The sequence below is a fragment of the Tessaracoccus sp. genome, assembly GCF_016714275.1.
Taxonomy (GTDB): domain Bacteria; phylum Actinomycetota; class Actinomycetes; order Propionibacteriales; family Propionibacteriaceae; genus Arachnia.
Window position 1 is genome coordinate 51,278 of the sequence record NZ_JADJNP010000003.1, and the last position, 26,678, is coordinate 77,955.

29 protein-coding genes are annotated in these 26,678 nt (G+C 69.1%); 12 read left to right on the plus strand and 17 right to left on the minus strand.

Annotated features, from left to right (window positions below; all coding sequences use genetic code 11):
- Positions 1 to 80: 80 nt before the first annotated feature.
- Positions 81 to 878, minus strand: a complete 798-nt coding sequence (locus IPJ61_RS13425) for a sigma-70 family RNA polymerase sigma factor (RefSeq protein WP_297108361.1) — start codon at positions 876 to 878, stop codon at positions 81 to 83.
- A gap of 180 nt (positions 879 to 1,058) precedes the next feature.
- Between IPJ61_RS13425 and IPJ61_RS13430 the strand changes: the two genes are divergently transcribed.
- The 4 genes from IPJ61_RS13430 (at position 1,059) to IPJ61_RS13445 (ending at position 4,629) form a co-directional block, all read left to right on the plus strand.
- On the plus strand, positions 1,059 to 1,721 hold the full coding sequence (locus IPJ61_RS13430) for a TetR/AcrR family transcriptional regulator (RefSeq protein WP_297108364.1): 663 nt from the start codon (positions 1,059 to 1,061) through the stop codon (positions 1,719 to 1,721).
- Positions 1,718 to 2,620, plus strand: coding sequence for an epimerase (locus IPJ61_RS13435; RefSeq protein ID WP_297108367.1), 903 nt, complete (start codon positions 1,718 to 1,720; stop codon positions 2,618 to 2,620). The genes IPJ61_RS13430 and IPJ61_RS13435 overlap by 4 nt, the downstream gene beginning before the upstream one ends.
- Positions 2,621 to 2,816: 196 nt before the next feature.
- A complete protein-coding gene (locus IPJ61_RS13440; protein WP_297108370.1) occupies positions 2,817 to 3,254 on the plus strand; it encodes a histidine phosphatase family protein in 438 nt (145 codons plus the stop codon).
- 166 nt (positions 3,255 to 3,420) lie between these two features.
- Positions 3,421 to 4,629, plus strand: a complete 1,209-nt coding sequence (locus IPJ61_RS13445; RefSeq protein ID WP_297108373.1) for a carbohydrate-binding domain-containing protein — start codon at positions 3,421 to 3,423, stop codon at positions 4,627 to 4,629.
- Between the two features lie 8 nt (positions 4,630 to 4,637).
- On the opposite strand, the gene IPJ61_RS13450 is transcribed toward IPJ61_RS13445, so the two are convergent.
- The 9 genes from IPJ61_RS13450 to IPJ61_RS13490 all read right to left on the minus strand — a co-directional run bounded on the left by IPJ61_RS13450 (position 4,638) and on the right by IPJ61_RS13490 (position 12,635).
- Complete coding sequence (locus tag IPJ61_RS13450; RefSeq protein WP_297108376.1) at positions 4,638 to 5,315, minus strand: response regulator transcription factor; 678 nt, start codon at positions 5,313 to 5,315, stop codon at positions 4,638 to 4,640.
- Positions 5,312 to 6,784, minus strand: a complete 1,473-nt coding sequence (locus IPJ61_RS13455; RefSeq protein WP_297108379.1) for a sensor histidine kinase — start codon at positions 6,782 to 6,784, stop codon at positions 5,312 to 5,314. Before IPJ61_RS13455 ends, IPJ61_RS13450 begins: the two co-directional genes overlap by 4 nt.
- Before the next feature lie 51 nt (positions 6,785 to 6,835).
- Complete coding sequence (locus IPJ61_RS13460; protein ID WP_297108382.1) at positions 6,836 to 7,879, minus strand: FKBP-type peptidyl-prolyl cis-trans isomerase; 1,044 nt, start codon at positions 7,877 to 7,879, stop codon at positions 6,836 to 6,838.
- Positions 7,876 to 8,571 carry a TetR/AcrR family transcriptional regulator gene (locus IPJ61_RS13465; RefSeq protein ID WP_297108385.1) on the minus strand — a complete coding sequence of 232 codons (696 nt, stop codon included), beginning with the start codon at positions 8,569 to 8,571 and terminating at the stop codon, positions 7,876 to 7,878. Before IPJ61_RS13465 ends, IPJ61_RS13460 begins: the two co-directional genes overlap by 4 nt.
- Positions 8,568 to 9,917, minus strand: coding sequence for an MATE family efflux transporter (locus tag IPJ61_RS13470; RefSeq protein ID WP_297108388.1), 1,350 nt, complete (start codon positions 9,915 to 9,917; stop codon positions 8,568 to 8,570). The genes IPJ61_RS13465 and IPJ61_RS13470 overlap by 4 nt, the downstream gene beginning before the upstream one ends.
- A 7-nt stretch (positions 9,918 to 9,924) precedes the next feature.
- Positions 9,925 to 10,914, minus strand: coding sequence for a phosphotransferase family protein (locus tag IPJ61_RS13475; protein ID WP_297108390.1), 990 nt, complete (start codon positions 10,912 to 10,914; stop codon positions 9,925 to 9,927).
- Between the two features lie 92 nt (positions 10,915 to 11,006).
- A complete protein-coding gene (locus IPJ61_RS13480) occupies positions 11,007 to 11,450 on the minus strand; it encodes a Clp protease N-terminal domain-containing protein (protein WP_297108392.1) in 444 nt (147 codons plus the stop codon).
- The gene (locus IPJ61_RS13485; RefSeq protein WP_297108395.1) at positions 11,447 to 11,677 is read right to left on the minus strand and encodes a hypothetical protein; all 231 of its coding nucleotides are present in this window, start codon (positions 11,675 to 11,677) and stop codon (positions 11,447 to 11,449) included. The genes IPJ61_RS13480 and IPJ61_RS13485 overlap by 4 nt, the downstream gene beginning before the upstream one ends.
- 142 nt (positions 11,678 to 11,819) lie before the next feature.
- Entirely contained in the window at positions 11,820 to 12,635 is an 816-nt protein-coding gene (locus IPJ61_RS13490) for an alkaline phosphatase family protein (protein ID WP_297108398.1), read from the minus strand.
- Between the two features lie 524 nt (positions 12,636 to 13,159).
- Here IPJ61_RS13490 and IPJ61_RS13495 point away from each other — a divergent pair.
- Positions 13,160 to 13,432, plus strand: coding sequence for a hypothetical protein (locus tag IPJ61_RS13495; RefSeq protein ID WP_297108401.1), 273 nt, complete (start codon positions 13,160 to 13,162; stop codon positions 13,430 to 13,432).
- A 62-nt stretch (positions 13,433 to 13,494) separates the two neighbouring features.
- Here the strand turns inward: IPJ61_RS13495 and IPJ61_RS13500 are convergent, their stop codons facing one another.
- From IPJ61_RS13500 to IPJ61_RS13515, 4 genes are all read right to left on the minus strand, one after another.
- The gene (locus IPJ61_RS13500) at positions 13,495 to 14,157 is read right to left on the minus strand and encodes a TetR/AcrR family transcriptional regulator (RefSeq protein ID WP_297108404.1); all 663 of its coding nucleotides are present in this window, start codon (positions 14,155 to 14,157) and stop codon (positions 13,495 to 13,497) included.
- A gap of 5 nt (positions 14,158 to 14,162) precedes the next feature.
- Complete coding sequence (locus IPJ61_RS13505) at positions 14,163 to 15,947, minus strand: ABC transporter ATP-binding protein (protein WP_297108407.1); 1,785 nt, start codon at positions 15,945 to 15,947, stop codon at positions 14,163 to 14,165.
- Between the two features lie 35 nt (positions 15,948 to 15,982).
- A complete protein-coding gene (locus IPJ61_RS13510) occupies positions 15,983 to 17,770 on the minus strand; it encodes an ABC transporter ATP-binding protein (protein WP_297108410.1) in 1,788 nt (595 codons plus the stop codon).
- A 104-nt stretch (positions 17,771 to 17,874) separates the two neighbouring features.
- On the minus strand, positions 17,875 to 18,345 hold the full coding sequence (locus IPJ61_RS13515; RefSeq protein WP_297108412.1) for an anthrone oxygenase family protein: 471 nt from the start codon (positions 18,343 to 18,345) through the stop codon (positions 17,875 to 17,877).
- A 137-nt stretch (positions 18,346 to 18,482) separates the two neighbouring features.
- Here IPJ61_RS13515 and IPJ61_RS13520 point away from each other — a divergent pair, with 137 nt between their 5' ends.
- The 5 genes from IPJ61_RS13520 (at position 18,483) to IPJ61_RS13540 (ending at position 21,279) form a co-directional block, all read left to right on the plus strand.
- Complete coding sequence (locus IPJ61_RS13520; RefSeq protein WP_297108415.1) at positions 18,483 to 19,421, plus strand: AraC family transcriptional regulator; 939 nt, start codon at positions 18,483 to 18,485, stop codon at positions 19,419 to 19,421.
- Positions 19,422 to 19,715: 294 nt separating this feature from the next.
- Positions 19,716 to 20,048, plus strand: a complete 333-nt coding sequence (locus IPJ61_RS13525; protein WP_297108418.1) for an ArsR/SmtB family transcription factor — start codon at positions 19,716 to 19,718, stop codon at positions 20,046 to 20,048.
- On the plus strand, positions 20,041 to 20,475 hold the full coding sequence (locus IPJ61_RS13530) for an SRPBCC family protein (protein ID WP_297108421.1): 435 nt from the start codon (positions 20,041 to 20,043) through the stop codon (positions 20,473 to 20,475). The genes IPJ61_RS13525 and IPJ61_RS13530 overlap by 8 nt, the downstream gene beginning before the upstream one ends.
- 103 nt (positions 20,476 to 20,578) lie before the next feature.
- The gene (locus IPJ61_RS13535) at positions 20,579 to 20,881 is read left to right on the plus strand and encodes a nuclear transport factor 2 family protein (RefSeq protein ID WP_297108424.1); all 303 of its coding nucleotides are present in this window, start codon (positions 20,579 to 20,581) and stop codon (positions 20,879 to 20,881) included.
- A gap of 11 nt (positions 20,882 to 20,892) precedes the next feature.
- Complete coding sequence (locus IPJ61_RS13540) at positions 20,893 to 21,279, plus strand: TfoX/Sxy family protein (protein WP_297108426.1); 387 nt, start codon at positions 20,893 to 20,895, stop codon at positions 21,277 to 21,279.
- A gap of 60 nt (positions 21,280 to 21,339) precedes the next feature.
- On the opposite strand, the gene IPJ61_RS13545 is transcribed toward IPJ61_RS13540, so the two are convergent.
- Complete coding sequence (locus IPJ61_RS13545) at positions 21,340 to 22,041, minus strand: alpha/beta fold hydrolase (protein WP_297108429.1); 702 nt, start codon at positions 22,039 to 22,041, stop codon at positions 21,340 to 21,342.
- A 455-nt stretch (positions 22,042 to 22,496) separates the two neighbouring features.
- Entirely contained in the window at positions 22,497 to 23,549 is a 1,053-nt protein-coding gene (locus IPJ61_RS13550; RefSeq protein ID WP_297108432.1) for an NAD(P)-dependent alcohol dehydrogenase, read from the minus strand.
- Between the two features lie 176 nt (positions 23,550 to 23,725).
- Between IPJ61_RS13550 and IPJ61_RS13555 the strand changes: the two genes are divergently transcribed.
- Entirely contained in the window at positions 23,726 to 24,340 is a 615-nt protein-coding gene (locus IPJ61_RS13555) for a TetR/AcrR family transcriptional regulator (protein ID WP_297108436.1), read from the plus strand.
- A 9-nt stretch (positions 24,341 to 24,349) separates the two neighbouring features.
- On the plus strand, positions 24,350 to 25,909 hold the full coding sequence (locus tag IPJ61_RS13560; RefSeq protein WP_297108439.1) for a molybdopterin-dependent oxidoreductase: 1,560 nt from the start codon (positions 24,350 to 24,352) through the stop codon (positions 25,907 to 25,909).
- A 4-nt stretch (positions 25,910 to 25,913) separates the two neighbouring features.
- On the opposite strand, the gene IPJ61_RS13565 is transcribed toward IPJ61_RS13560, so the two are convergent.
- Positions 25,914 to 26,633, minus strand: coding sequence for a helix-turn-helix transcriptional regulator (locus tag IPJ61_RS13565; RefSeq protein WP_297108442.1), 720 nt, complete (start codon positions 26,631 to 26,633; stop codon positions 25,914 to 25,916).
- Positions 26,634 to 26,678: the final 45 nt, after the last annotated feature.

Below are 26,678 nucleotides of genomic sequence, written 5' to 3' on the forward strand. Positions count from 1 at the left end.
CCTCCTGCGCCGTGCATACGACGCACCAGGACGCTGCTCGCTACGGCCACCGCCCCAGTGCCTCGCCGCATTGCGGGTGGTCACGCAGCCTGCAGGGCTTCGTCGGTCAGGGGCGCGCGGAGGCGGTCCAGTGCGCGACGCAGGATGCGGGAGACCTGCATCTGTGAGATGCCCAGCCGTTCCCCGATCTGGACCTGGGTCAGGTCGTCGGCGAAGCACCAGGTCACGATGCGGCGCTCCCGCGGCGAGAGGGTCGCCAGCGCCGTCCGGAGATCCACCCTTTCCACGACATCGCTGATACCCGTCTCCTTGGAGGGGAGCGCGTCGCCCAGGCAGACCCACGAGTCATGGTGGACAGGGACGTCCAGGGAAATGGGGCGGTAACTCGTCGCGGTGTCGAAGCAGGCCCGCACAAGCGTGGGATGCGCCTTCAGATGGGCCGCGACCTCGGTGTCGCTGGGATCGTGGCCCATCTCCTGAGCCAGCTCGGCGCGCGCCTCCTCCACCTGTGGGCGCAACTCCTGAATGGTGCGCGGCGGGCGGACGACCCAGCAGCAGTCGCGGAAGTATCGCTTCAACTCGCCGGTGATGGTGGGGACGGCGAACTTGACGAACGCCCTGCCCTCGCCGGGCCGGAACCGCTCGATCGCCAGGAGGAGACCGACGCGGGCGACCTGCTGCAGGTCGTCGGGATCGGTGCCGTGCCGCGCGTAGCGATGAGCCAGAGCGTCGCTGAGGGGAAGGTTGGTCTCGGCGATGGCCTCGACGATCTCTTGACGGGCGACCGGGTCTGTCGTGTCGGCCAGTCGTGCGAATAGTTCATGGGTGCGCTGTTCGCGCTCCGTCACCGTGGATGTGGTCTCGATCCCACGCGCCATGGCAACTCCCTTCGTGAGGGGCCAAAGTCGGCGCGTGGTTGGACCGCTTTGACTAACCCCAGGGTTGCACGGCAGGTGGCTCTTGGCAACCCCTCAGACCGGACAACCAAATAGTTGAGCGATTGCTCAAATTACCGATAGACTGATATTGAGCGATTGCTCAAGAAGATGGGAGACCTGATGGCGAGTAAGGCGGACAGGGCCGATGCGACCCGTCGACAGTTGATGGCCGGGGCCATCGTGGTGCTGCGCGAGCACGGGTATGCCGGGGCTTCGGCCCGTGTGATCGCGGAGGCGGCGGGCGTGAACCAGGCACTGGTCTTCTACCACTTCGGCACGGTCAACGAGCTGATCGCCGCAGCCTGTCTTGCGAACACGAGGGCCCGGGTGGACAACCATCAGGACGACTTCGCCCGCGCCGGCTCAGTAACGGAACTGCTGGACGTCGGCCGTCGCATCCACGAGCAGGAGCGAGACCTCGGAAACGTCGCCGTGCTGGCCCAGGTGCTGGCCGGGGCGCAGCAGCATCCCGAGCTGGCGGGCGTCGCGCGGGAGTCGCTCCAGCTATGGATCGGCGCTCTCCGGGCGGCTCTCGATCCGTTGGTCGAGCGCAGCCCGCTCAAAGGGCTCATCGAGGCCGACGCGTTGGCCCGGCTGCTCGCGGCCGCGTTCATCGGCGTCGAGTTGTACGAGGGGAGCGGGTCGTCCAGCGACGTGTTCGAGGTGCTGCGCCCCCTCTGCGTCGCGGCCGACCTGGTCGTCGGCCTCAACCCCGTGGTGAAGCAGGCGCTGCGCTCCCAAGTGAAGAGCGCGATCCGGAAGTCGGCGCGGAGCACGCGATGAAATACGTGATCGCGGGCGGCTCGGGATCCCTCGGTCAGCGCCTGGCCCGGCGGTTGGAGGCGGACGGCGGAGGGGTTGTCGTGCTCACCAGGGATCCGTCTCGAGTCCGGCATGGGCGGCCCGTGGCGTGGGACGCCCGCACCGTCGGGCCGTGGGCGGCCGAGCTGGAGGGCGCCATCGTCGTCAACCTCGCCGGCCAGCTGGTGGACCGGCGTCCCACGAGTGCGAACATCAAAATGCTGCGGAGCTCGAGGGTCGACGCGACCCTCGCGCTGAAGCGGGCCGTAGCCGAGAACGGCTGGACCGCGCCGCTGTGGCTCCAGATGAGCTCGCTGGCCGTCTATGGCGACGCAGGCGACCTCATCCTCGACGAGTCGGCGTCGCCGGTGCGTCCATTGCCGCAGATGACCGGCGTTGCGGAGGCCTGGGAGCGGGCGGCGGACGGCGTTGCCGCCGACCGCGTCGTCGTCCTGCGGACCGGCATCGTGCTGGACGTCGGTACCCCGGCGCTGGACCGGCTGGTCACGCTCACGAGGCTAGGGCTGGGCGGCCGGATCGCCAGCGGCAGGCAGTGGATCAGCTGGATCCACATCGATGACTTCCTCGGAGCTGTCTGCCACATCATCGATACGCCTGGCATCAGCGATGTCGTCCACGTCACGAGCCCGGCTCCGGCGCCTAACCGTGACCTCATGGCCGCGCTGCGACGCGCGCTTCGTCGTCCGCCGGCCCTGCCCACGCCCACGCAGGCCGCGAGGGCCGGCGCCTGGCTGATGGGCACGGACCCGGCCCTCGCGCTCACCGGCCGCCGTTGCGTCCCCGCCAAGCTGGAGGGCGCGGGCTACGAGTTCGCGTGGCCGATGATCGACTCGGCCATCGCGGATCTCCTGCGCAGGTGAGACTATCCGCGACGGCTGAGCCTCGATCCACCGGTGGGCGCCGTAGCGAGCGGCACCAGACAGGTGCACGGGCAAGCGCTGGACGCGAAGGCATACCGGACACGTCTGTTGAGCGGTCAGGGCGAAGCCAGTGTTCCCGGATGGGGCCCGCGTAGTAGGCGCAGATCGGTGGATCGAGGTTTAGGAGCGTGCCCGGATGAGAGAGGCGGTCGCGCGGGCCAGCGCCGCAGGCGCGGCGCCGGCGCGCTCGAGGGAGCGCAGGGCGGCACCGGTGATCGGGGCCGTTGCGGGGATCACCAGCCTGCTTCCCGGGGAGACCTCCGCGACGCCCGCCGAGATCCGGTCGGTGAGCTGCGTGTTCCCGGCGCGCAGGATGGCTCCACCGAGGACGATGGGCACCGCCGACGTGAACAAGCGGATGATGCCTTCGCTGAACAAGATCGCCAAGAAGGCCGTGAAGGAGCGCGACAAGCGCGTTCTCGTGGTCTCGAGCGGGCTGTCGATCACCTGTGTTCTCGATGGCCTGGGTGTTGACATGAAGACCGCAATCTCGAACGTGGCCGTCAGCAAGCTGGTCTACAAGAACGGCAAGTGGACCGTGCTGACGGTGGGCGACACCAGCTACCGCCAGTAGTCCCTCTGGGAGAGCAACGCCGGCTGTGCCGCCATCCGTGTAACTCCACGGTTGGCGGCACAGCCGTTTCACGCTCATGCGGGCTGCACAAGAGCCACACAGGGATCGCACAGGACCGATCGGTTGACTCGTCTCACAGTCGAGAGGCTGATGAGAGGAAAAGAAGATGAGACGAATCACCAAGATCACCGCCGGCGCCCTCGCCTCGGTACTGCTGTTCGCGGGCTGCACCGCCGCCGGGACGACATCGGGGCAAGGCACCTCAAGCCAGACCGCCGCCGGTACCGGGAGCACAACCGGGAACGTCGACACCTCGTCGGCCCAGGCGTCGTCGTCGTTGGAGCTTTCCGCGAGCCCCGAGATCGACTGGAGCAGCCTGCCCACGACGGACGTGACCCTGACCGACGACGGCCTCGCCATCACGGAGGCTGGCACGTACGTCCTCACCGGGACGTCCAGCGGGCAGGTGACCGTTGACGTCGACGGCGATGTGCGGATCGTCCTCGACGGTGCGACGATCGCCAGCACCGTCGGCGCCGCCATCCAGATCGACAACGCCCAGACAACGGTCCTGGAACTCGCCGACGGCTCGACCAACACCGTCTCCGATGCCGGCACGCGCGCTGACGAGGAGATCGACGGCGCGATCTACTCCTCCGACGACCTGGTGATCACCGGCGGCGGCACGCTGAACGTCACGGCGGCGTTCGCCGACGGCATTGTCGGCAAGGACGACCTGTGGATCGAGTCAGGCACTATCACCGTCACCAGCGCCGACGACGGCATCCGCGGCAAGGACTCGCTGACCGTCAGCGGCGGTACGCTCACGATCGACGCCACGGGCGACGGCATGAAGTCCAGCAACGACACCGACCTGGGCAAGGGGCAACTCGCCATCACGGGCGGCGACATCACCATCTCCACCGGCGACGACGCGATCAAGGCCGAGCAGACCCTCTGGATCTCCGGCGGGACCATCGACATCGCGGAGTCGGTCGAGGGGATCGAGGCGCCGGTGATCGTGATCGACGACGGCCAGATCACCCTCAACGCCTCCGACGACGGCATCAACGCGTCGGCGTCCGAGATCATCACGGATGGCCTCAGCATCACGATCAACGGCGGGAGCCTCACGATCGCCATGGGCCAGGGCGACACCGATGCCATCGACAGCAACGGCGACCTCACCATCTCCGGCGGCACGCTCGACATCACCGCGCAATCGCCGTTTGACTTCGACGGCACCGGCACCCTGAACGGTGCCACCGTCACCGTCAACGGTGAGCAGGTCACGGAACTGACCAACCAGATGATGGGCGGCCCGGGAGGCATGGGCGGCGGCCCCGGCGGCGGAGGTGCTCCCGGCGGGCGGTGACCTGTCGCTCAGGGTCGGTCGAGGCGGTAGCCGACCCCGCGGACGGTGCGGATCAGCATCGGCTTCGACGGGGTCGGCTCCACTTTTGCGCGGAGCCGCTGCACGACGGCGTCGACGAGCCGGGAGTCCCCGGCATATCCGTAGTCCCACACCCGCTGCAGCAGTTGGTGACGGCTCAGCACCTGGCCGGCGTGGTCGGCCAGCTCCAAGAGGAGCCGCAGTTCCGTCGGGGTGAGTGCCACCGGGACTCCGGCGCGGGTCACGGTCATGGCGGCCCGGTTGATGGCCAACGCGCCGAAGACCAGGGACGCCTCCGTGCCGCCCGGCGCGGCGCGGCGAAGCAGCGACTTGATCCGCGCGTCCAGCACGCGGGGCTCGACCGGCTTGGTGACGTAGTCGTCGGCTCCGCATTCCAACCCCGCGACGATGTCCATCGGGTCCGACCGCGCGGTCAGCATGATAATCGGCAGCAGCGATGCTGCCCGCATCCGGCGCGCGGTCTCGAAACCGTCGATGCCGGGCATCATCACGTCCAGCAGCATCACATCGAACGGATGCCGGGCCGCCGCGGCCAGCCCGGCCTCGCCGTCGGCCGCCCACTCGATCCTGTGTCCCAGCGAGGTCAGCGCGAGGCGCAGCGCCTCGGCCACCCCGCGGTCGTCCTCCACCAGCAGGATCGCGCTCATGTCGTCACCGCCCGGGAATCCTCGGCGGGCAGCGTCAGGCGGAAGGTCGCGCCGTCGTCCTCGAGCGTGAGGGCGCCGTCGAGCAGTCGCGCGTTCTCTACCGCGATCGCCAGACCGAGTCCCGACGACGATCCGTGCCGCGACGCGTCGCCGCGGACGAAGCGGTCGAAGATGTGTTCCCTGAGGTCGAGCGGGACGCCTGGCCCCGCGTCGTGAACATCGACGGCCATCCAGGAGTCACCGCGGGTGAGGCTCACGGTGACGGGCGGCGCGCCGTGCTGGACGGCGTTGGCCACGAGGTTGCCGACGACCACCCGCAGCCGCACCGGGTCGGTGCTGGTCCACAACTCGGCGGGGCCGTCGTAGGCGATCTCGGACTCCGCGCCCCCGATGGCCTCGGAGATCAGGTCAACGACGTCGATCCTGCTGGCGACGGTTTCGGCCCGCCCGGCGTCCATCCGGCTGATCTCGAGCAGGTCCGCTGTGAGTGCCGCCAGACGGCGGAGCTGTGGAGCGACCAGCGCGGCGGCTTCGTCGCGCGTGCCCGGATCCTGCAGGGCCTCGGCCGAGGCCAGCAGCGCGGCGGCGGGGGTGCGCAGCTCGTGGGCGACATCGGAGACGAAGCGCCGCTGCGCCTCGTTGGCGCGTTCGAGGTCGGCGATCTGGCCGGTGAGCCGGTCGGCCATGGTGTTGACCGCGCGAGACATCTGCGTCACGTCGTCATTGCCGCGCACCGGGATCCGCACGGAAAGGTTCCCGTCTGCGACCGCACCGGCCATGACGGCGGCCCTTCTCACCGGACGGACAACACTGGCGGCCAGTAGGAGGGCCAGCAGTATCGACACCGCGACGATTACCGCGGACCGCTGCAGGAGTGTTGTGCGCAGCGGCGGCACGGGGTCTTCCTGGTCAGGCAGATAGAGGATGCGCTTGACGAGCCAGGGCGTGCCTTGTTCGGGCTGGGCCATCGCGTAGGCGATGAGGAAGGGGCCGCACTCCTCGGCCCAGAACTGCGAGGAGCCACCTATCAGAGGTCCGGCCCGCCCCCGGGGGGCCAGGCACTCTGGGTGTGTCTCTTGCAGCGGCCGTTCCGTGTTGACGAGTAGCCACCAGAGTGCCTGTTCGGGCCGCGGCTCGTCACCCTGGCTCGCCAGGGGAATCAAGATCGCCTGGTTGCTGAACTCCTCTTTGCCTCGGTCAGCGCCCCAGCTGGTTGCTGCGAGTTCATCGAGTGTGCGGGCCGAGGAGTCCTCGGCGAGTCCCGCGAACAGCCAGCCCACGTCGTTCTCGACCAGGTTGAGGACCTGCCTTTCCATACGCTCGCGATGCGACGTCGTTGCCCACTGTGTCGTGGCTACGGTGAGCGCCGCGCAGGCGGCGGTCACCGCGACGACCATCGCGATGGCCGTGCGGGCCCGCAGGCCCGGGATCCATCCGATCCTCCGCGACCGGCCCCGCGTTGCGTCCATGCTCGGCACCTCCTCGCGCCCAGCCTGGCAGACGAAGGTCCCGGTTCTGTCTCAGGAGGCCGTCAGGATATCGACGACGAAGATCAGGGTGGAGTTCGCGGGGATGTTGTCGCGGTCGGTCTCGCCGTAGGCCAGATCGGCGGGGATCACCAGCAGCACCCGGCTGCCGACCTTCTGTCCGACGAGACCCTGGTCCCAGCCCTGGATGACGCCGCCGGCGCCGACCTGGAAGTTGAGCACATTCTGGGGAGCCTCACGGTCCCATGAGGAGTCGAACTGGGTGCCGTCGGTCAGCCATCCGGTGTACTTCACCATCAGCGTCTGGCCCGTCTCGACGACGGGACCCGTGCCCTCGATCAACGGCTGGACGACGAGCTCCTTCGGCTCTTCGAAGGACGACGGGATGGTCACCGTCGGCTTGCCGTCCGTGATCGCGATGGCGGGGAGCGACTTGTCGGTCGGCTTCACCTCGGTGCCTGAGGCGGCAGACGGGATGGTCTGGGTGCCCGTAACGGAGAGGACGAACAGGTAAGGGTTCGTGGCCTCGCCGGTGGGGCTCTGCTCGGCGCTGAGGCCGGGCTGGCCCCAGAGCAGCCGGGTGCCGACCTTCGCGTTCTGCAGGGAGGCGCTCACCGTCGGGCCGAACGTGGTGGCCGTCAGGACGAGGGTCTCCGGCTTCGCGTCGTCGGTGGTGGCACCCCAGGTGGAGTGCAGCTTCTCGCCCGTGGCGAAGTCGCAGACGAGGTAGTTGAAGGTCATGAGCTGACCCTCTGCAAGGGTATCTCCGCTTCCCTGATCGGTGATCCGGACGACCTCAGAGGTGATCGGCTGGGATGCGTCGAAGGAGACCGACGGCGCCGCTGCGGCGTCCCCGTCGATGGTCACCGCGTCGATCGCCTTCTGCGAGGCGGCCTCGTCGACGGCGGGCGCGGACGGTGCGGTGCCGGTGGCGGCGCAGGAGCCGCCCGTCGCCGCGCCGTCCTCGACGGAGCCGGACCCCTGGGCCGAAGGCGCCTTCTCGGGGGTCGAGCAGCCCGTCAGGATCAGGCCGGCGCTGAGGCCGAGGGAGAGGAGCAGGCGGGTGGGCGTTTTCATGGGGAAGGCGTCCTTGGGTTGTCGAGCTCAGGGCAATCGTCGAACCACGGTACCGGGTGTTCCTGTGAGGCCGGTGTCAGGAGCTCCCCGAGGCGACGACGGAGGCGGGCGGGGACGTCGACGCTCTGCGCGTCGATCAACCACTGGATCTGTAGGCCGTCGATGAGGGCGATGAGGTCCGCGTCGAGGCCGTCGGCACGGACGTCGGCCCGCAGGAGCCCCCGGTCGGCCAGGTCCGTCAGGGCGTCGGCGATGTCGGCGCGCAGCCAGCGGTAGCGGTTGGAGAAGTAGGCGTGGGCGGGGTGGTCGGGGTCGGTGGCCTCGGTGGAAAGCGTGGCAAAGAGGCTCACGATCTCGCGCTGGGCGGTGTTGTGCTCGACCACGCGGATGAGCCGGCGGAAGTAGTCGACCCCGGCCGTACGGGGCGCCATTCCTGCGAAGAACAGCTCGCCGTTGATCCGGTCGCGCTCCTCAAGGACCGCGGCCAGCAGCAGGTCCTTCGACGGGAAATGGTGGAGGAGACCCGCCCGTGACACGCCGCAGGCCTCGGCGATCTGGACCATGCTCGACCCGCGATACCCTCCGTTCGCGAAGGCCCCGAACGCCGCCCGAACGATCTCCGCGCGGCGCCGATCCCCCTTCGGATACCTCCGCGACGGACGCGTCGCATCCCAGCGCTCGTCGGCGTTCATTCCCGCCCCAAACCGGCGATGGAGGCGCCCCGACGCAGGATGACGAGCGCGGCGGCGGCCGCCAGCGCCTCGCCCACGGGCAGCGCGATCCAGATACCCGACGGACCGCGCGCGCCGAGCAGAAGAACGAGCGGCACCTTGATCAACAGCAGTGTTCCCGCCGAGATCAGGTACGACGGCGCCGGGCTCCCCAGCGCCTGGAAGTAGGCCGAGACCAGGGGCGGGATCCCGGAGAAGACGAAGCCGACGGCGATGATCCGCAGCGCACCGGCCGCAAACGTGACGGCGTCCGGGTCCGCGAGGAACGCGCTCGCGATCGGGCGGGCCGCCAGCGAGACCGTGCCAGCGGCCACCGCGCCATAGGCGATGGTGGCTCCCAACGCGAGCACCCGGGTGCGGCGGACGCGGCCGAACTGGCGCCTGCCCGCGTTGAAGCTGATGATCGGCTGGGCACCTTGGGTGATGCCGATCTGCGGCATGGAGACGAACGTCTGGACCCGGGCGCACACGGCGTAGGCCGCGATCACCGCCGCACCCGCCACGGCAAGGGTCGTGTTGACCAGCACGGCGAGCAGCGTCGCCCCGAACCCCGCGAGGAACGACGGTGCCCCGACGGCGACGACCTCCCGCGCCGTCGGTCCGTGGGGGAGGAGCTGTCGCGCCCGGATCCGGTAGGGGCGGCGGCGCTGGATGAAGAAGAACCAGACGGCCATCACGGCAGAGACGGCCTGGCCGCCCACCGTTCCGAGGCCAGCCCCGACGACGCCCATGTCGAGCCCGAAGATCAGCAGCGGATCGAGCGAGACCTGGACGATCACGGGCACGACCCACAGCATCGTCGAGAAGAGGAGCCTGCCCTCCGCGCGGACAAGGGAGGAGAAGCCGGTGGAGAAGATGGCCCCGGCGATGATCACCGTCGCGTACGGCCGCGCGTAGGGAAGGGTCTCGGCGGTGGCGCCGACCAGCCGCAACAGGGGGTCGAGGAACACCAGCCCGATGGTTGTCACCATGACCGCCGTGATCCAGAAGATGGCGAACGACGTGCCCGCGGCGCGCCCGGCAAGATCGGGCCGGCGGGCGCCGAGGCTCCGCGATACCAGCGAGGCGCCGCCCACGCCCACCGTGGTGGACACCGCGCCCAGGAGCAGGAGCAGGGGCGCGCCGAGGTTGACGGCGGCGAGGGCCGTCTCGCCGACGCCGCGTGCCACGAACCACGCGTTGGTGAGCGCGTAGATGCCGTAGACGCCGACCGACAGCGTCGTCTGGGAGCACGTCCACCACAGGAGCCGCCCGATCGGGCGCGAGGCGAGATCCTCGGCGCGGTCGTGCTGGACGCGAGTGCTCACCGTCGGGTCAGCGGTCGCGGCCGAAGGCGGCCATCAGTGCGTCGAGTTCCCGCCGGCCGAAGTCGTAGACCTCGGTGTCCGTGTGTCCGCGGTACCGGGTCTCGACGGTCATGATGACGGCCAGGTAGAGCGAGTACAGGCGCCGACGCGTGCGCTGAGCGGGCGTCAGGTCGGCGAGCCCGAACCCCGCCATGAAGTCGGTGGGGTCGCCGAACGCCGGCATGTCGAGGCCCGTCAGCCCGGCCTCCATCAGCGGATCGCCGTAGATGGCGCGCTCGTGGTCGAGGATCGCGACGATCCGCCCGTCGCGGATCATCGAGTTCTTCGTCCACAGGTCCACCTCCACCAGCTGGGGAACGGCGACCTCATCAAGCGTTTCTGCGTTGTCGGCGAGGACCGCGCGGATCTGGTCGGGTTCCCAGCCCAGGTCGACCTCGACGCGCTCGCCGTCGACGAGGGTGTCCTCGACCATCGCCGTGAACGCCTCGCGCCACGTCGGGAAACCCTCGCCGAGCAGGGCACCGAAGTGGGGTCCGACGACGGTGTTGATCTCGCGGTTGAGCGCACCCAGCTCGCGGTTGCCCGCCGAGACCACCTCCGGACTCAGCCGGCCGTCCGCCGCCGCGAACCCGAAGTTGTCGGCATCGATGTACTCCATGAAGAACAGGTCGGCGTCGACGATGTCGTGGGAGAGGTCGACGTGGTCGACCCGGGGCACAGGGACCGATGTCTGGGTCGACACCAGCCGCATCGCCTCGAGCTCGGCGCGCATCATCCCGACCTCCCGGGTGAGTACTGTGACGTCGGCCGGAGGGGCGATCTTGAGCACCACCTGCGTGCCGTCGCGTAGCACGATCCGGTAGGCGACGTTGAACCAGCCCTCGGTGATCTCGTGCGCGAAGTCATCCCCTTCGGGAACCTGCTGGGCGCCGTAGGCGCGCTCGATCAGTGTCCGGAGCACCGGGATGGGTTGGCGGTTCTTCGTGGTGCTCTCCATCGAGCTGCCTCCTTCGTGGGTCTGCGAGAACCGTACCAAAAACCGACACCTATGTCTGTTTCTAGGCGCGGCCTCGGATGGGAGAAGTGTCCCTACCGGAGGAACTCGCGATCGATGCCCAGGTGCTTCAGCACGCGGGCGACGGTACCGTGCTCGCGCTCGGCGGCGGCCCGGATGATGTGTGCTCCCTTCAGTCCGCCTCGGTCCTGCTTCGCAAGGACCTTCGCGCGCTGGAAGACCTCTTGCGCGGAGGCTTCGCTTCGATAGACGCCCGGTTTCGCCGGTGCGGGGGACAGGCCTTCCGCCGGTACCGAGATGCCGACCTTCTCGAGTGCCGCCGCGTGCGTTGCCACGAGTGCGTCTCGAAACCGCGTGTCGTTGATGCCCAGCAGGTCACGCGCCGAGCCCTCGTCGAGCATGAGGGCGGCGAGCACGAGATGCTCGGCCCCGGGAGCGCTGTCTCCCAAGGAGAGCGCCTGTCGTTCGGCCTCGGTGAGCAAGGCGTTGATGGTCCGGATGTCGTGGATGATGTTCATCGTTTCTCCTCGATGAGTGGTGAGCGTTTTGAGGGAGCGAGGCGCTTGTGTGCTGCCTGCGCGGTCAGGCCGATGGCCTGCCCGATCTGTACCCACGTCCAGCCCTGGCTGAGGGCGCTGTCGACGGCGGACCGCTCGAGCGAGGAGGCGAGCCTGCGCAGGGCCACGACGGCCGCGAACGCCTCCTCGGGCTTGTCGGCGGGTGGGATGGGGATGTCCTCGACCATGCCATCAACTTTAGTTGATGAGAAGAAGCTGTCAACTTTTGTTGATGAACCGCGTCGCATCCGATGGCTTCCGCGTCGCTCGGCGTGACCGGACCAGGAGCACACGACCATCCATGCGGCCGGGCTCCGAGTAGGGCTGCTGCTACCGGGAACTGGTTCGCAGACCGAGGAGCCAGGTGGCGAACTCGCGCGGCGCCAGCCGGACCGGCGCCGTCGGCAAGGTGCCGCCCCGTGCGGACACCAACAGGAACGTCTGCGTTTCCTCAGGCGAGTCGCCGCCATGGCCACCCGCGTCGACGTGACCGTGGTCCGTAGTCACGGCGACGATCCACGCCTCACCGCGCTCCACACGTGCGTCGACAGCCTCCAGCAGATAGCCGAGGTGGCGGTCGCTGTTGGTCACCGCCTCGTCGTACTCGGGGGTGAAGACGCCGAAGTCGTGCCCGGCGTCGTCGGTCTCGCAGAAGTAGACGAACGAGACATCGGGTCCGAAGTCCGCGAGCGTGGCCCGGGCGTGCGCGGCGATCTCAGGGTCGATCACGCGGTATCCGACGCCCTCGCCGTCGAGGCTGATCATCGAGTGCACGCCGTCGGCGATCTGCTCGGGGCGCTCACGAACGATCGGTCCGAGACCCTCCGGGCCTGTCAGGTTCGGCCAGCCCGCGGCGGCATAGGTGGTGGTCGTCGGATCCTGCTGCCAGGCGCGGGTCAGGAAGTCGGGATGGGCCGCCAGCCGATGCCCGTGCATGTCGTTGTCGTCGATGCCGTGCTCGGCATGGGTCGCGCCGGTCAGGATCGTCCCCCAGCTGGGACCCGAGACCGTCGGTCCTTCAACCTCTGAACGGATGAGATGGCCCGACGCCGCGAGCGCGTCGAGGTGCGGTGCGAGCCCGGTGCCGAACGCGCGATCGATCCGGAGGCCGTCGATCCCGACGAGAAGCAGCTTCGGAGCGGGCATGAGTCCTCTTTCCTCATCGATCGAGTGGTCCAGGAAACGTTACCGCTTCGGCGCTCACGTGATCGTCATGAAGGGCGGCGCCGTGGTCGAGGAGGGCACGCCCATCGGATGTCGGGTCGCTTCCCCTGTCCCAGCCCGACGGGTGAACCTAGTGGCCTGTCGCTCCTCAGTCCTGGGCTCGCGACGCCGTGCGGGCACCATGCTTCGTTGTCGTCGATCGACGATGGCACCGCATCGCCTCACTCCTCCGCCTCGTCTGGCACTCCGCACACCGCCGCTCCCTATCCCAGGCCTGAGGAGCGACAAACCTCTAGTGCCCTGCGTCGGAAGCTCGCTGCGATTTCCGGTGCTCCAGCGGCGCCTCGCTGCGTTCTCCTCGCTCGACGGACGACCAAGTGCTCCTTCGCTCGTCGGCCTTGCGGCCCATCCACTGGAACACCAGAACCCATCAACCTCCCTCCGACGCGCGACACTAGACTGGCAAGGGGAACGACCCCGAATCCAGCACGGAAGGCAGTGAGCCAATGTCCGGAGATAGCGCAAATGTCGAGCGCGGACGCTATGTGGAAGGTGACTATGGGAAAGCCGGAGAGGCTCCCGGGCGCCGCGTAGACGACGTCGAGGGACAGTTTGTTGAAGGGGATTACGGAAGCGCCGGGGATGAAGGCGGAAAGCCGGGCGGCGTCCGTGGGAGCTATGTAGAGGGCGACTACGGCAAGGCCGGTGAGGAACCCGGTCGCCTCCCCGAGGACCCCGAGGGTAACTACGTGGACAGCGACCAGCGCACGGAGGATTGACCGGACCGACGTCGCCCGAGGGCGACGTCGCCGCTCAGGCTGCTCGGGGCGTGCGCGCCGAATCAGAACTCGGGCCAGCTGTGGGACAGGCCGTCGAGGATGAACGCGATCTTCACGTCTAGTACCGTGCGGCCGGTCCACGACTCCTCCGGCTGGAGGAGCGCGTCTGCGCCGACGGCGTCGCGAACCGTGGCCAGGCCGGTCCTGCCGTCGTCGCGCACCGTTCGCATGGACTCGACGCCGAGATGCGACGCAAAGACGGTGTCGCCGATGAAGTCCAAGGCGAACATCGCCTGACGCGGGGTCTTTCCCTGTGCGCCGAGATGCGCAGTATAGGCGTGAAGGACCGGCTCGATGCGGGTAGGCGCAGCGGGATAGGAGTAGACGAGCCTGCTCAGACCCGGGTACTCCTCGCAGAGGCGCCAGCACTCGTCGGCCCAAAGAAGAAGGGCTTCGCGCCAGGACATCCCCGGCTGCGGGCGGGCGAGGGACGCGCCGGCCGTGTCCAGGCAGGCGACCACGAGGTCGTCGCGGGACGGGAAGACGCGGTAGATCGCGGGGGTGACGACCCCGAGCCGGGTGGCGACGGCGGCCAGCGTGAAGCGGTCGACTCCCTCCGCGATCGCCGCGGCCACGGCGTCGGCCGCCGTGAAGGCCGGCTTGCGCCCCACCTTCCTGCCGCGGGCGAGGATACGCCCCTGCGGCGCTACGGCCGATTCCTGCATGGTGCTCAATCTACGTGGTCCCCGCTCGTCCCGGCGGCCGTGAGCTTCCATCCCTGCGCCCGGTGCAGACGGTCCCAGAATCGGGCGTAGGTGCCGCCCGCGGCCAGCAGCTCCTCGTGGGTGCCCTGCGCCTCCACCCCGCCGTCGTCGTCGAGGGCGACGATCTGGTCCGCGGCGGCGATCGTGTCGAGGCGGTGCGCGATGATCAGGACCGTCGCCTGCGTGCGGAGCCGCTCGATGGCCGCGACGACGTTCGCCTCGTTCTCGACATCGAGGGCCGAGGTGGCCTCGTCGAGCAGCACGATCGGCGACCGCTTCAGCAGCGCGCGGGCGATGGCGACGCGCTGCCGCTCCCCGCCCGACAAGGCGTGGCCGCCTTCACCGACCTGCGTCTCCCAGCCGTCGGACAGCCGCTCGGCGATCTCGGTGACACCGGCCAGCTCGGCCGCCTCGCGGATCTCGTTGCGGCTCGCGCCCTCCCTGCCGACCGCCACGTTGGCCTCCAGCGTGTCGTCGAAGAGGTAGACGTCCTGGAACACCATCGACAGCTGTCCCATCAGTTGCTCAGTCGTCTGCTCGGTCACCGGCAGGCCGCCGACGCGAACGACCCCGGAGTCGGCGTCGTAGAAGCGGCTGACCAGGCGGGCGATCGTGGTCTTGCCGCTGCCCGACGGCCCGGCGAGCGCGACCATGGACCCGGCGGGCACGGTCAACGACACGTTGGTCAGGACCGGACCGGCGTCGGCCGCGTACGCGAAGGTGACGTCCTCGAACTCGACGGTGCCCGGCTCGGGGAGCGGCGCGGGCTCCGTCGGCTCCGGCAGCGGCTGGGCCGTGAGGACCTCGTCGATCGCGTCGAGCAGGGGGCGCCGCGACTCGAGGCTCATCGCGCTGTCCGTGATGGTCGACAGCGTGGAGGTGAACCGGAGCGCGAGGCCGATGAAGGCCAGCGCTGGGATCGGCTGCAGGGATCCTGTGACTGCCAACGTACCCGTGACGCTGATCAGGGCGACGATGACCCCCTGGGTCACGATGCCGCTGAGCAGCATCCCGACCGACTCGATCCACTGCGCCCGCGTCTTCGCCCGGAAGGTGCGTTCGAGGGCGTCGCTCAGCGGGGCGAAGTCGTCGCCGCGGCCGCATGATCGCAGGGCGCCCTGGCATTGCGCGAACTCGACGATGCGGTTGGCCAGGTTCACCTCCTCCGGCTCGTGGGCGGCGCGGCCGCGGCGCATGAACGCGGTGGAGATCAGCGTGATGACCGCGAACACAGGAGCCGAGACCGTCAGGATCAGCCCCAGCAGCGGGTTCCAGAACCAGGCTGCGACGACGACAACGACCGCGGCCGAGACACGGGAGACCATCGGGCCGAACATGTGGGCGTAGATCTCGCCGGCCTGCATCAGCTCGGTCGAGACCATGCGCGACAGGCGGCCGGCGAGGGGACGCCCGAACCAGCCCAGCGGCTGCCGGGAGACCTGGTCGCCGATCAGGTGGTGGATGCTGTTGAGGAAGTCGAGGGCGACGCCGTAGCTGCGCTGGTTCTGCCAGTAGTTGACGCCGAAGCTGACCGCCGCCAGCATCGCGAACACCACGAGCCAGCCGCCGATGCCAAGGCCCCAGACCGGCTCCCCGGTGGCGAGCGAGCTGATTGCCGGCAGCATCGCAGCCAGGGCGAGGCCCTCCACGAGGCCGCAGAGCGCGGCGATCATCATGACGGGCGGGATCGCCTCCGGCCGGGACACCATGCGCTGCATGCGCGGGACGATGTCGATCAGGGGAAGGGTCATCGCTGGTCTCCTGCGAGCGTTGCGGTAGTGGAATCTCAGAGGCGGGCGTAGCCAGGTTCGGCCAGTAGGTCGTCGTGGGTCCCGGCGGCGACGACGCGGCCCCGTTCGACGAGGACGATCTGATCGACGCCCGTGATCACCTCGGGGCGGTGGGCGATGAGGAGCACCGTCTTGTCCCTGGTCAGGTCCGAGAGTGCCTGCTGGATCTGGTGCTGGGACTCCGGGTCGGTGAGGGCGGTCGCCTCGTCGAGGATCAGCACCGGCGCGTCGACGAGGATCGCGCGGGCGATCGCGATGCGTTGCGCCTGGCCGCCGGAGAGGCCGCTGTCGGCGCCGTATACCGTGTCGAAGCCGCGGGGCAGGGCCTCGATCTCCTCGTGAATCCGTGCCGCGCGGGCCGCAGCCCGGATCTGCTCCTCCGTGGCGTCGGGGCGCCCGAGCGCGATGTTGTCCCGCAGGGAGATCGACGGCAGTTGCGGGTCCTGCAGCACGAACCCGACGTGCCGGTAGAGCTCGCCGACCTCCGCGATGCGCACGCCGCCCAGCCGGATCTCGCCCGAGAGCGGGTCGCGGAAGCGGGCGAGAAGAGTGGCGATGGTGGTCTTGCCGGAGCCGGACGGCCCGATCAGCGCCGTAATCGTGCCCTCGCGCAGGGTGAAGGAGACGTCGTCGACCGCGAGTCCGGCGTCTGGGCCTTCTTCGTAGGAGTAGCTGACGTGGTCGAAGACGACGTCGTGTCCGTGCGGCTGGGCGCGGATCCTGGCGTCGGCCAGCAGCGGGGTCTCGAGAAGGTCGGTCAGTCGGCTAGCAGCGGCTCCGGCCAGCTGCGACGACCACATCGAGTTCATCAGCACCTCCAGGCCGTAAGGGACGAGGAGGGCGATCAGCGACGTGGCGAGCACGTCGGCGGCCGTCACCTCGCCGAGTCGCACCAGCCAGGCGCCGCCGCCGATGTTGACGAGCAGGACCAGCGGCACCGCCAGCAGCGATGTCCCGAGTGAACTCACGCGGATGAGCGGACGAACCCAGTCGTAGTAGAACTCCTGGAACTCTTCGGCGGACTCCTGATAGGCGCGGTGCGCCCGGCCGACCCGCCCGAAGGCCTTGACCACCGTGATGCCGGTGACGAACTCGACCATGCGCGCTGAGACAACCCCCAGCTTCTGGTCCATCTGGACCGTCTTCTCGCCCATGCCGCGCATGCTCATGCTCATGGCCGCGGCGTACAGCGGGACCGTGGCTATCGTCAGCAGCCCGAGGCGCCAGTCGATGCTGAACGCGTAGGCCATCAGCGCGACGGGCATGACGACGGCCACCGTGCCGTCGACGGGCTGGTGCGCGATCAGGTGATGGATGGTGCCGATGTCGTCCTGCAGCGCCTTGCGGATGCGGCCGGAGTTGGTCGAGGTGAACCACCCGAGGGGCGTCCCGGCGAACCGCCGGACCATCCGCCGGCGAATGTGGTGGCCGAGCCGGATGTCCGCCAGGTGCGTGATGAGAAGCGCGACGAAGTAGACGACGAGCCGGAGCGTGAAGGCAATCAGGAGGAGGCGCAACCAGCGGCCGACCTGCTCCCCGTCGACGGCGGTCCCGCTGCGGGCGGCGTCGAGCAGGAGCGCGCCGATCCGTACCAGGGCGACGTACGGGACGACGGCGAGGATCCCGGACGTGACCGCGAGGATGCGCCCCAGCATCAGGCTTCCGGCCACCGGGCGCATCAGTTCCTGCAGCGCCCGCGCATCCGCCTTCTGCTGGGCTTTCGTGTCAGCGACGGCATCCCCGTCGGCAAGCGCTCCCGCGGTCGGGACATCGGTTGTGGTCATGACTCATCCAGGATTCGACAGTAACTTAGGTGAGGCTAACCATAGCAATAGATGAATGTTATTTAGTAATAGGGGTCACCCTCGTCCCGAGCATGCGTTGAGGCCTATCCATGGACACCGGCGAGCGTGAGAGTGGCGAGTGCGCTGACGCTGGTGATCGTGCGGACGTTGTTCCATCGGTTCCACGGTTTCTCGAAGTTGCCGCGCGCGATGGCTGGCGTGGCCGACGGAGCCCGGTCGAGGCGGGTGTTGAGAGGGACATTCCTCGCCGCGGTGACGAAGAACGTGAGCGTCGAGCAGGCCGCGCCCGTTGCTGCCAACGACGTGCCCGGCTGGGTCAGCCAGATGCGGAGGCCGGTGGATACGACAGCCGCGACTGGCGCCGCGAGGAAGACGGATAGGAACCAGCCGTTCAGGATCGCCCGATTGATCGCGCGAAACGCGGACACGTAGGTGGCGTCGTCGACGCGGCGGAAACCGGGCGCGACGGCACAGACGAAGACGAAGAACAGTCCGGCCAGCAGGCCGTTCGTGACGATCGCAACGGCCGCGACCGCTTCTGAGATGGCATTCATGACGCTCCCCTTCGATAGCAACGTGGTTCTGACGCTACGGAGTGAAGACCGGTGGCACCATGCCTAATCATCCGAGAGTCTTGCTCGTTCGTCCGTTTGCCCAGGAAGAGAGGTGGCGCTTGTGGGAACCTGATGGCATGAGTATGGGCGATACGGGCGATCGGCTTGCGCGCGTGCTGCACACGCTGCGGATGCGCCGCACTTTCTCGTGCCACGCGGAGCTCACCGAGCCGTGGGCGATCTCGATGCCCGCGATCCGCGACTCGATCAGCTTTCACGTCGTCACCGCGGGAACCTGCTGGCTGCGGCTGCCCGGTGCCTATCCGCTCGAGCTGCGCGGAGGTGACCTTGCGCTGGTGCCTCACGGACTCGGGCACGACCTCGCCAGCTCCGACGACGCCGCGCCAGGCCCGCGCGTCGACCTGTTGCCCCAGCGGTATCTCACCGAGCACTACTCGCTGCTCCGATACGGCGGAGAGGGGCGGTCTGCGCAACTGATCTGCGGAGTCGTCTCTTTCGACGATCCTGCCGCCCGCGAGCTCATGCGCGCGCTCCCGCCAGTGCTCTTCGTCAGCGGCGACACCTTCTCCGCGGCGTCGTCGATCCGCGACACGTTGCGCCTCATGGCGGGTGAGCTGTCGCACCCTCAGCTCGGTGGCGAGGCCATCGCCACGCGGCTCGCCGACATCCTCGTCGTCCAGGCGATCCGCGCCTGGCTCGCCACCGACCACCCCGCCGGCGCGGGATGGCTTCGCGGGCTCCAGGACGATCGGATCGGTCGCGTGCTCGAAGCGATCCACGCCGAGCCCGGTGCGGAGTGGACCCTCGAACGCCTCGCGCAGGTCGCGACGATGTCCAGGTCGTCGTTTAGCGCCCGCTTCGCCGAGCTCGTCGGCGAGGCGCCGATCACCTATCTGACCCGGTGGCGCATGAACATCGCCCACGCCCGGCTCCGGGACGAGACCGTCACCGCCGCCCGGCTCGCCGCCGAGCTCGGCTACCAGTCCGAGGCTGCCTTCAACCGTGCCTTTGTCCGTGTCGTCGGCCAGACCCCGGGGTCGGCTCGGCGGCGTTGATCCACCATCGGTCTTCTCGAAGTTGATACACCCGGGCGGTATCCAAATGATCGAATCGAGAAGCGCCCGGTTGCCGCGACACGGGAGCGGAGCGGTGGGCCGATGAACCCGGGGTGGGTGTCACGCGGATGTGCGGCCTGGAGTTTTGGCGCACAGGCTCGCCTCCTGTGCCCTATCGGGCAGGAGAAGGCCAGTTGTGCGCGAAAACTCCATGGCCGCAGGGTCGCCAAGTTTCACCCATAGACATGAGTACAAATGTATGTTTGTATTAGGTCGACAGGCAAGGAGTCGCGGATGAGTGCTGAGGCAGTGGCCGATCTCGATCTGGCGCTGCGCGCGCTGGCGGACGGGAACCGCCGGGCGATCCTGCGGGTGATCCGTTCGGCCCCGCAACCCGTGGGGGCGATCGCGGAGGAGCTCGGGCTGTCGCAGCAGACGACGTCGCACCATCTCGGCGTTCTTCGCAAGGCGGGGCTCGCCGTCGGCACCCGTGATGGCACCCGTCACCTGTTCGCGGTGGACACCGACGGGCTGGCGGCGGTGCGCTCCTACCTGGACGACTTCTGGCCGGGCAAGCTAGCCGACCTGAAGTCCGTCATCGAGGCGCGGGAGGCGGACCGTGGCTGAGTTCCGCGACTCGATCGACATCGCCGCGGCACCCGAGACCGTGTTCGACTACCTGACGACGAACGACGGCATGACCGCCTGGATGGGGCAGTACGCCGACCTCGACCCGAAGCCCGGCGGAAGGTTCGCCGTCGACATCGCGGGTCACCCGGTGCGGGGCCGATACCTACACGTCGAGCCCCCGAACCGCGTGGTGGTGTCCTGGGGTTTCGCGGGAAGCGACGACCTTCCGGCAGGAGCCAGCACCGTCGAGTTCCGGCTCACCCGGATCGGGGGCGGCACGCGAGTCGACCTGTGCCATTCCGATCTGCCTGAGCCTGCGGTGCGCGGCCACGCCTACGGCTGGGCGCACTTCCTGCCCCGTCTCGCCGTCGTCGGAGCCGGCCGCGACGCCGGCGAAGACAGTTGGCAACCGCTCCAAGATTGAAAGCACACCCCGTCGCATCCGCGACGCAACCGATAGGAGACCCCCGTGACTCAGGAAACCGCACTCAGCATCGTGAAGAAGTACCACCAGGCCTGGACGAGCGGTGACGTCGACATCGCGATGGGCTACGTCGCCGACGACATCACCTGCCGCGCGCCCGGCGTCGACCTCGAAGGGAAAGGATGCCTACCGCGCGTTCATCGGTGGCTTCGCCCCGATGCTCACCGGCATCGGCGACATCGCCGAGTTCACCGACGGCGATCGCGTGGCGCTGTTCTACTACCCACAGATCGCCGCGACCTCGACCGCTCCCGCGGCTGAGTTCTTCACCGTCGAGGACGGCAGGATCGCCACGAGTGTGCTGATCTTCGACCGGCTCTCCTACGGCCCGCCCGGGCAGGACTGAGCGGGGGCGGTATGACCCCGGAGCAGAGCGTGCTCGTCGAGCGCGTACGTGCGCTGATCCCCGACGAACTGCCGGTGCGTGAGGTGTCGATGTTCGGCGCCAGGTCCGTGATGGTCAACGAGAAGATGATCGTCAGCGCGCTGAAAGGCGGCGGGCTCCTCGTGCGGGTCGACGCCGAGCGGCACGACGAACTCCTCGCACGGCCGGGAGCGGAGCAGGCCGAGATGGGCCCGGGACGCGACATGGGTCCGGGGTGGATCGAGGTCGCCGCGGAGGCGATAGACGAGGACCAGCGGCTGGCCTTCTGGGTCGGGACCGCGATGGACTACAACCGCGAGGCCATCGCTCACCGACCCCGGGACGGCGTCACCAGCCGAAGTGGGCCAATGCGTCGCTGACGCCCGACTCGCGCGCCGCCAGCGCGGACAGCCGTCGGCGGGCGCCCGAGAGTGCGTCGGCTACGCGTCCGACGCGGCTCGGAGGATGACCTCGGCGAGGCGCTCCGGTTGGGTGAGCTGCGGCCAGTGCCCGCCGCCCAGGTCGACGTACTCGACTTGGGTCAGCGCCGCCAGCTCGGCGGGCCCGACGCCGGCGTCAAGCCATCCGCGCAGGTCGGCGACGGTGTACTCGGGGCAAACCATCGTGGCCGGGACGTCGCGGCGGCGCGGGTCGCTCAGCCGCACCGGGTCGGTGATCACCCGCTCGGGCACGGGGATCGCCTCGTCGTACAGGCGGCGCAGCTCGACGTCGTCGAAGTCGACGATGTTCGCGTCCTCCCCGATCTCGGCCCAGTCCGGCATCGGCACCTCGCCGTCGCGCGCCTCGAACCCGTCGAGGAGCGGCTCCCCATCGGCGGCAGGGAAGCCGCCGACATGGACGATCGCCGCCACCTTGGTGACCCGTGCGTCGAGCGCGGCATGGGCGATCCCGCAACCGGCGGAGTGACCGACCAGCAGGACGGGCCCTTCGACGTCGTCGATCGCCGTGACGACCGCGCCGACGTGGTCGACCAGCCCGATTCCGGTGCGGTCGGTGTCCTTGCTCGCCATCCCGGGCAGGGTCAGCGGCCATGTCCGGTGGCCGGCTTCCTCCAGGATCGGGACGACCGCGTCCCACGTCGATGCGTTGAGCCAAAGGCCCGGGATCAGAATGATGTCCATGCCTGACAGCCTAAGTCCGGGGGACCTCTACGCCGACCGATGGTCGTCCTTGACTGGATGGAGACTGTCCGCGAGGTCGGAGATCGCGTCGAGCAGATCGGTGATGCCTGGTCCTCGATGGGAAAGTGCCTGCATTCGCGGAGCAGGACGACGTTCGCGGGCGCGGTCGTGCGCTGCAGGAAACGCATGCTGAGTTCGACCGGCGTCCACTCGTCGCGGCTCGGGTGTAGGAGTGTGAGCGGCGTGGGCATGCGCTCCGGTGGGTATGCCGGTAGCGCAGGTAGCGAGCCGCCCCTCACGAGCAGCGACAGCGGCGCGCCTGGCAGGCCGAGCGGCCCCGCGCCACTGCCACCAGTTGACTCCGGCGCAACGGCCGCGGCCTCTCGTCGCGCTTCGGGAAGCAGTGCTGCGTACGTGCGGGATGTCGGCGCGGTGTCCGTGGGCCTGGGTCCAGGCTAGGTCCGGGTTGAGGCCGGGCAGACCGTGATCACGACCTTCCCTCGGGTGTGGCCCTCCCCGACGTGGCGGAGGGCGTCGGCTGCCTCGTCGAGGAGGTAGGTGCGGTCGATGGCCGGAGTCACCTGCCCGGTGGCGAGCAGGTCGGCCAGGGTGAGCAGGTCCTCACGCTTCTCGGTCGACAGGAAGGGCTTCAGCCGCTGGCGGGTGAAGCCAGACAGCACGCGCGCCGTGACGATCCGTCCGAGGGGGCCGATCCAGCGGCCCCCGCGCCCGCTGTTGGGGATGAGGGTGCCGGTGGGCGTCAGCGCTCGGCGAGCAGCCGCCAGGGGGTGGGCCTCCACGTTGTCGAGGATGACGTCGTAGCGCCTCTCGGCACGGGTGAAGTCGGCCGTCGTGTAGTCGACGACGTGGTCGGCACCGAGCGACCGGACGAAGTCGACGTTGCGGGTGCTGCACACGCCAGTGACCTCGGCGCCGAACGCCTTTGCGATCTGTACGGCGAAGGAACCGACGCCGCCTGATGCGCCCGTGACAAGCACCGTCTGGCTCGGTCGCACCTTCGCGACGTCGCGCAGTGCCTGCAACGCTGTCATGCCCGACGTGGGTACCGCCGCGGCCTCTTCCATCGAGAGGTTGGCGGGCGCGGGCACGAGGTTGCTAGCGGGGACGCAGGCGTACTCGGCGAGTGTTCCCATCGTGCTCCAGCCGAACACCTGATCGCCGGGGCGGAGGGCGGTGACATCCTTCCCGACCGCTGCCACCACGCCGGCGAGGTCCCTGCCGGGGATACCTTGGCGAGGACGGCGGAACCCAAACGCGAGGCGCACCATGTAGGGCTCACCGGTCAGGACGAAGTAGTCGCCAAGATGTACCGAGGCCGCGCCCACCCGGACGAGCACATCGCCTCGGTCAGGCGCCGGCAGCCGCACCTCGGTTGGTTCGAGCACGGAGGGCGGTCCGTAGCGGTGCTGAACGGCGGCCCGCATCGTCGCCGCCCCGGACCCGCTCGGCGCCGCCGCTGCGGCACCTGGTTGCCGTTTTGCTCCCACAGGAGCCTCCTTCCATCCGCGCCGCGATCCACGCGAGCTCGTACGCTGTACGTCGTACACCGTACTATGAACGTACGCTGTACGATTGTCAAGCCGTTCGATGAGGGAGGAGAGTTGTGTCTGCGAGGGAGCAACGCCAGGTCGCGTCAGAGGCAGGGCTGAGTAAGCAGCGAGTTGTGGCCGAGGCGATCCGGCTCGCCGACCGCGAGGGGGTTGACGGGTTGAGCATGCGCCGGCTGGCCGGCGCACTGGGCGCTGGCGCGATGTCGCTCTACCACTACGTGGCGAACAAGGACGAGCTGCTGGACGCGATGATCGACGTCGTATTCGGGGAGATCGAGCTCCCGCCCGAAGGCACCGACTGGCAGTCGTCGATGCGCCGACGGGCCCTTTCCGCCCGGGAGGTCCTCGCGCGTCACCCCTGGGCGATCGGCCTGATGGAATCGCGCACAACGCCAGGTCCCGCGAACCTCCGCCATCGCGAAGCGGTTACCGCCAGTCTGCGAGGGGCCGGCTTCTCGGTCGTGATGGCGACGCACGCCAACTGGGTGCTCGACAGCTATGTCTACGGTTTCGCCCTGCAAGAGGCCACCCTGCCGTTCGACACCCCCGATGAGCTCACGAACATGGCCGAGGACGTGTTCCTGCCCCGGCTTCCTCCCGACGAGTTCCCTTACCTCAACGAGTCCGCCGCTGCACTCATCGCCGCCGGCTACGACCCGGCGGAGGAGTTCATCTTCGGCCTCGACCTCGTCCTAACTGCCCTCGATCCACTGAGAGCCTCCGCGTAGCCTGGTGGCGTGAGCAGTAACACGGCCTCGATTGGGCGCGGGGGCGGCGCCGAGTCGCAACTCGCGATCATGGCCGGCATCGTGGCCGCGGTCACCGGGCTGGGCGTCGGCGAGTTGGTAGCCGGCCTCGTCGCCGGCGAGTCCTCGCCGCTGACCGTCGTGGGCGCAATGCTCATCGACGTGGCGCCCGCCTGGGCGAAAGACCTCATGATCTTCCTCTTCGGCACCGCCGACAAGGTGGCCCTGATCGTGCTGGTCGTCGTCTGCGTGATGGCACTTGCCGCGCTCGCCGGCTACTGGCAGCACCGTCGCGGCGTCGTCGGAGCCGTCGCCGCAGTGCTCCTCGGCGCGGCCGTCGCGGTTCTTGCTGTCACTCGCAAAGACGCCGGAACGTGGGCATGGGTGCCGTCGGCAACGGCGGGAGTCGTCGCCGGTGCGACGATGTCGACGCTGGTGCGTCGGATCCCGAGGCCGAACGCACGCCCGTCCGAGGCGCCCGAGGCTGCCCGCCGGAGGTTCTTGACCCTGGCCGGCGCAACCGCCGTCGCCGGGATCCTGGCTGCGGTCGGCGGCGCCGTCGCCCGCGGCGGGAAGCGGGCGGCATCCGTCGTCCGGGATGCCTTCCGTCTTCCGCCGGCCGCGGTGCCGGCCCCCCCGATCCCGGCCGACGCCGATCTGGGAATCGACGGGCTCAGCCCCCTCGTGACGCCGAACGATGACTTCTACCGCATCGATACGGCGCTGGTGGTGCCGTCCGTCGCTCCCGGGGACTGGGAGCTGCGTGTGCACGGGCTCGTCGAGCACGAGCTTCGGATCACCTGGGAGGAGCTGCTCGCGCTGCCGCTCACCGAGTCGGCGGTGACGCTGTCGTGCGTGTCGAACGAGGTCGGCGGAAACCTCGTCGGCAACGCTGTGTGGCTCGGATATCCGATCCGCGAGCTGTTGAAGCGTGCGAAGCCACTTCCCGAGGCGGACATGGTGCTCTCGCGCTCGGTGGACGGGTTCACGGCCGGCACACCCCTGAGCGCAGTGACCGACGGGCGGGACGCGCTCCTCGCCGTCGGGATGAACGGCGAGCCGCTGCCGCCGGAGCATGGGTCTCCCGTGCGGATGGTCGTGCCCGGGTTGTACGGGTACGTGTCGGCGACGAAGTGGGTGGTCGATCTGGAGGTCACGCGGTTCGACCGCGCCAGCGCCTACTGGACCGTCCGGGGCTGGTCCGAGCGAGGCCCGGTCAAGCTGCAGTCCCGCATCGACGTCCCTCGCGCCGGAACCTCCCTCGACGCGGGCGACGCGGTCATCGCGGGAGTGGCCTGGCATCCGCACACCGGGATCTCTGCGGTACAGGTGCAGATCGATGAGGGGCCCTGGGTGGATGCGGAACTGGGATGGGACATCTCGGCCGACACCTGGGTGCAGTGGCGCGTACCGTGGCAGGCGACCGCGGGGATGCACCGGATTCGCTGCCGGGCGGTGAGCCGGGACGGCAGCGTGCAAACCGACGAGAAGGTTCCCGTGGTTCCCGACGGTGCCACCGGCCGGCACACCATCGAGGTGCGCGTGGCGTGACTCGTCAGCGCCGCGGGCGCTGGGCCTCCAGCCAGGCGCGAGGCGGACGTCCCTCGCGTTGGGCGAAGACACGGGAGAACGAGCTGCTCGTGTATCCGAGTTCGGCGGCTACCCATCCGACCGGGCGCCCGTCGCGCAGGTACTGCTGTGCGAGCGTCATCCGCCACGCCGTGAGGTAGTCGTAGGGCGTGGTGCCGACGAGCTCGCGGAAGCGGGCGGCGAAGGCGCTGCGCGAAAGCGTGGCGACCGCGCCTAGGGCATCCAGCGTCCAGGGGTGGCCGGGATCGGCATGGATGGCGGTGAGCGCCCGGGCGATCGGCGGGTCGGACAGCCCGGTGAACAGCCCGGCGGGCAGGCCGGCGTCGCGCGGGTGGTCGAGGATCCAGCGCCACAGCTTGAGCAGCGTGATCTCGAAAAGTCGGTCGACGACGTGACGGTGTCCGCAGCGGAACTCGTCGATCTCGCCGAACAGCAACTTCAGCGAACCGTCGAGGCCCGGAACGTCGGCGATCGGCACCGTGAGCACGTCGGGCAGGGCCCGCACCAGTGGGTGGTCGGCGCCGCCGGCGAAGGGCCTCGAAGCGGCGCACCTCGCAGAGCGCGCCGACGTGGAACTGGTGTGCGCGCACCGAGAAGCGCTCAAGGACGGCGTCCAAGCGATCGAAGTGCTCCATTCCCGAACTCTAGACGATCTGGCAAAAAACACGGATGATAAGCCGCTCATCGACTCTGCTCGACGGCGATGCTGTGGGTAGCCGCATCCGCGGCC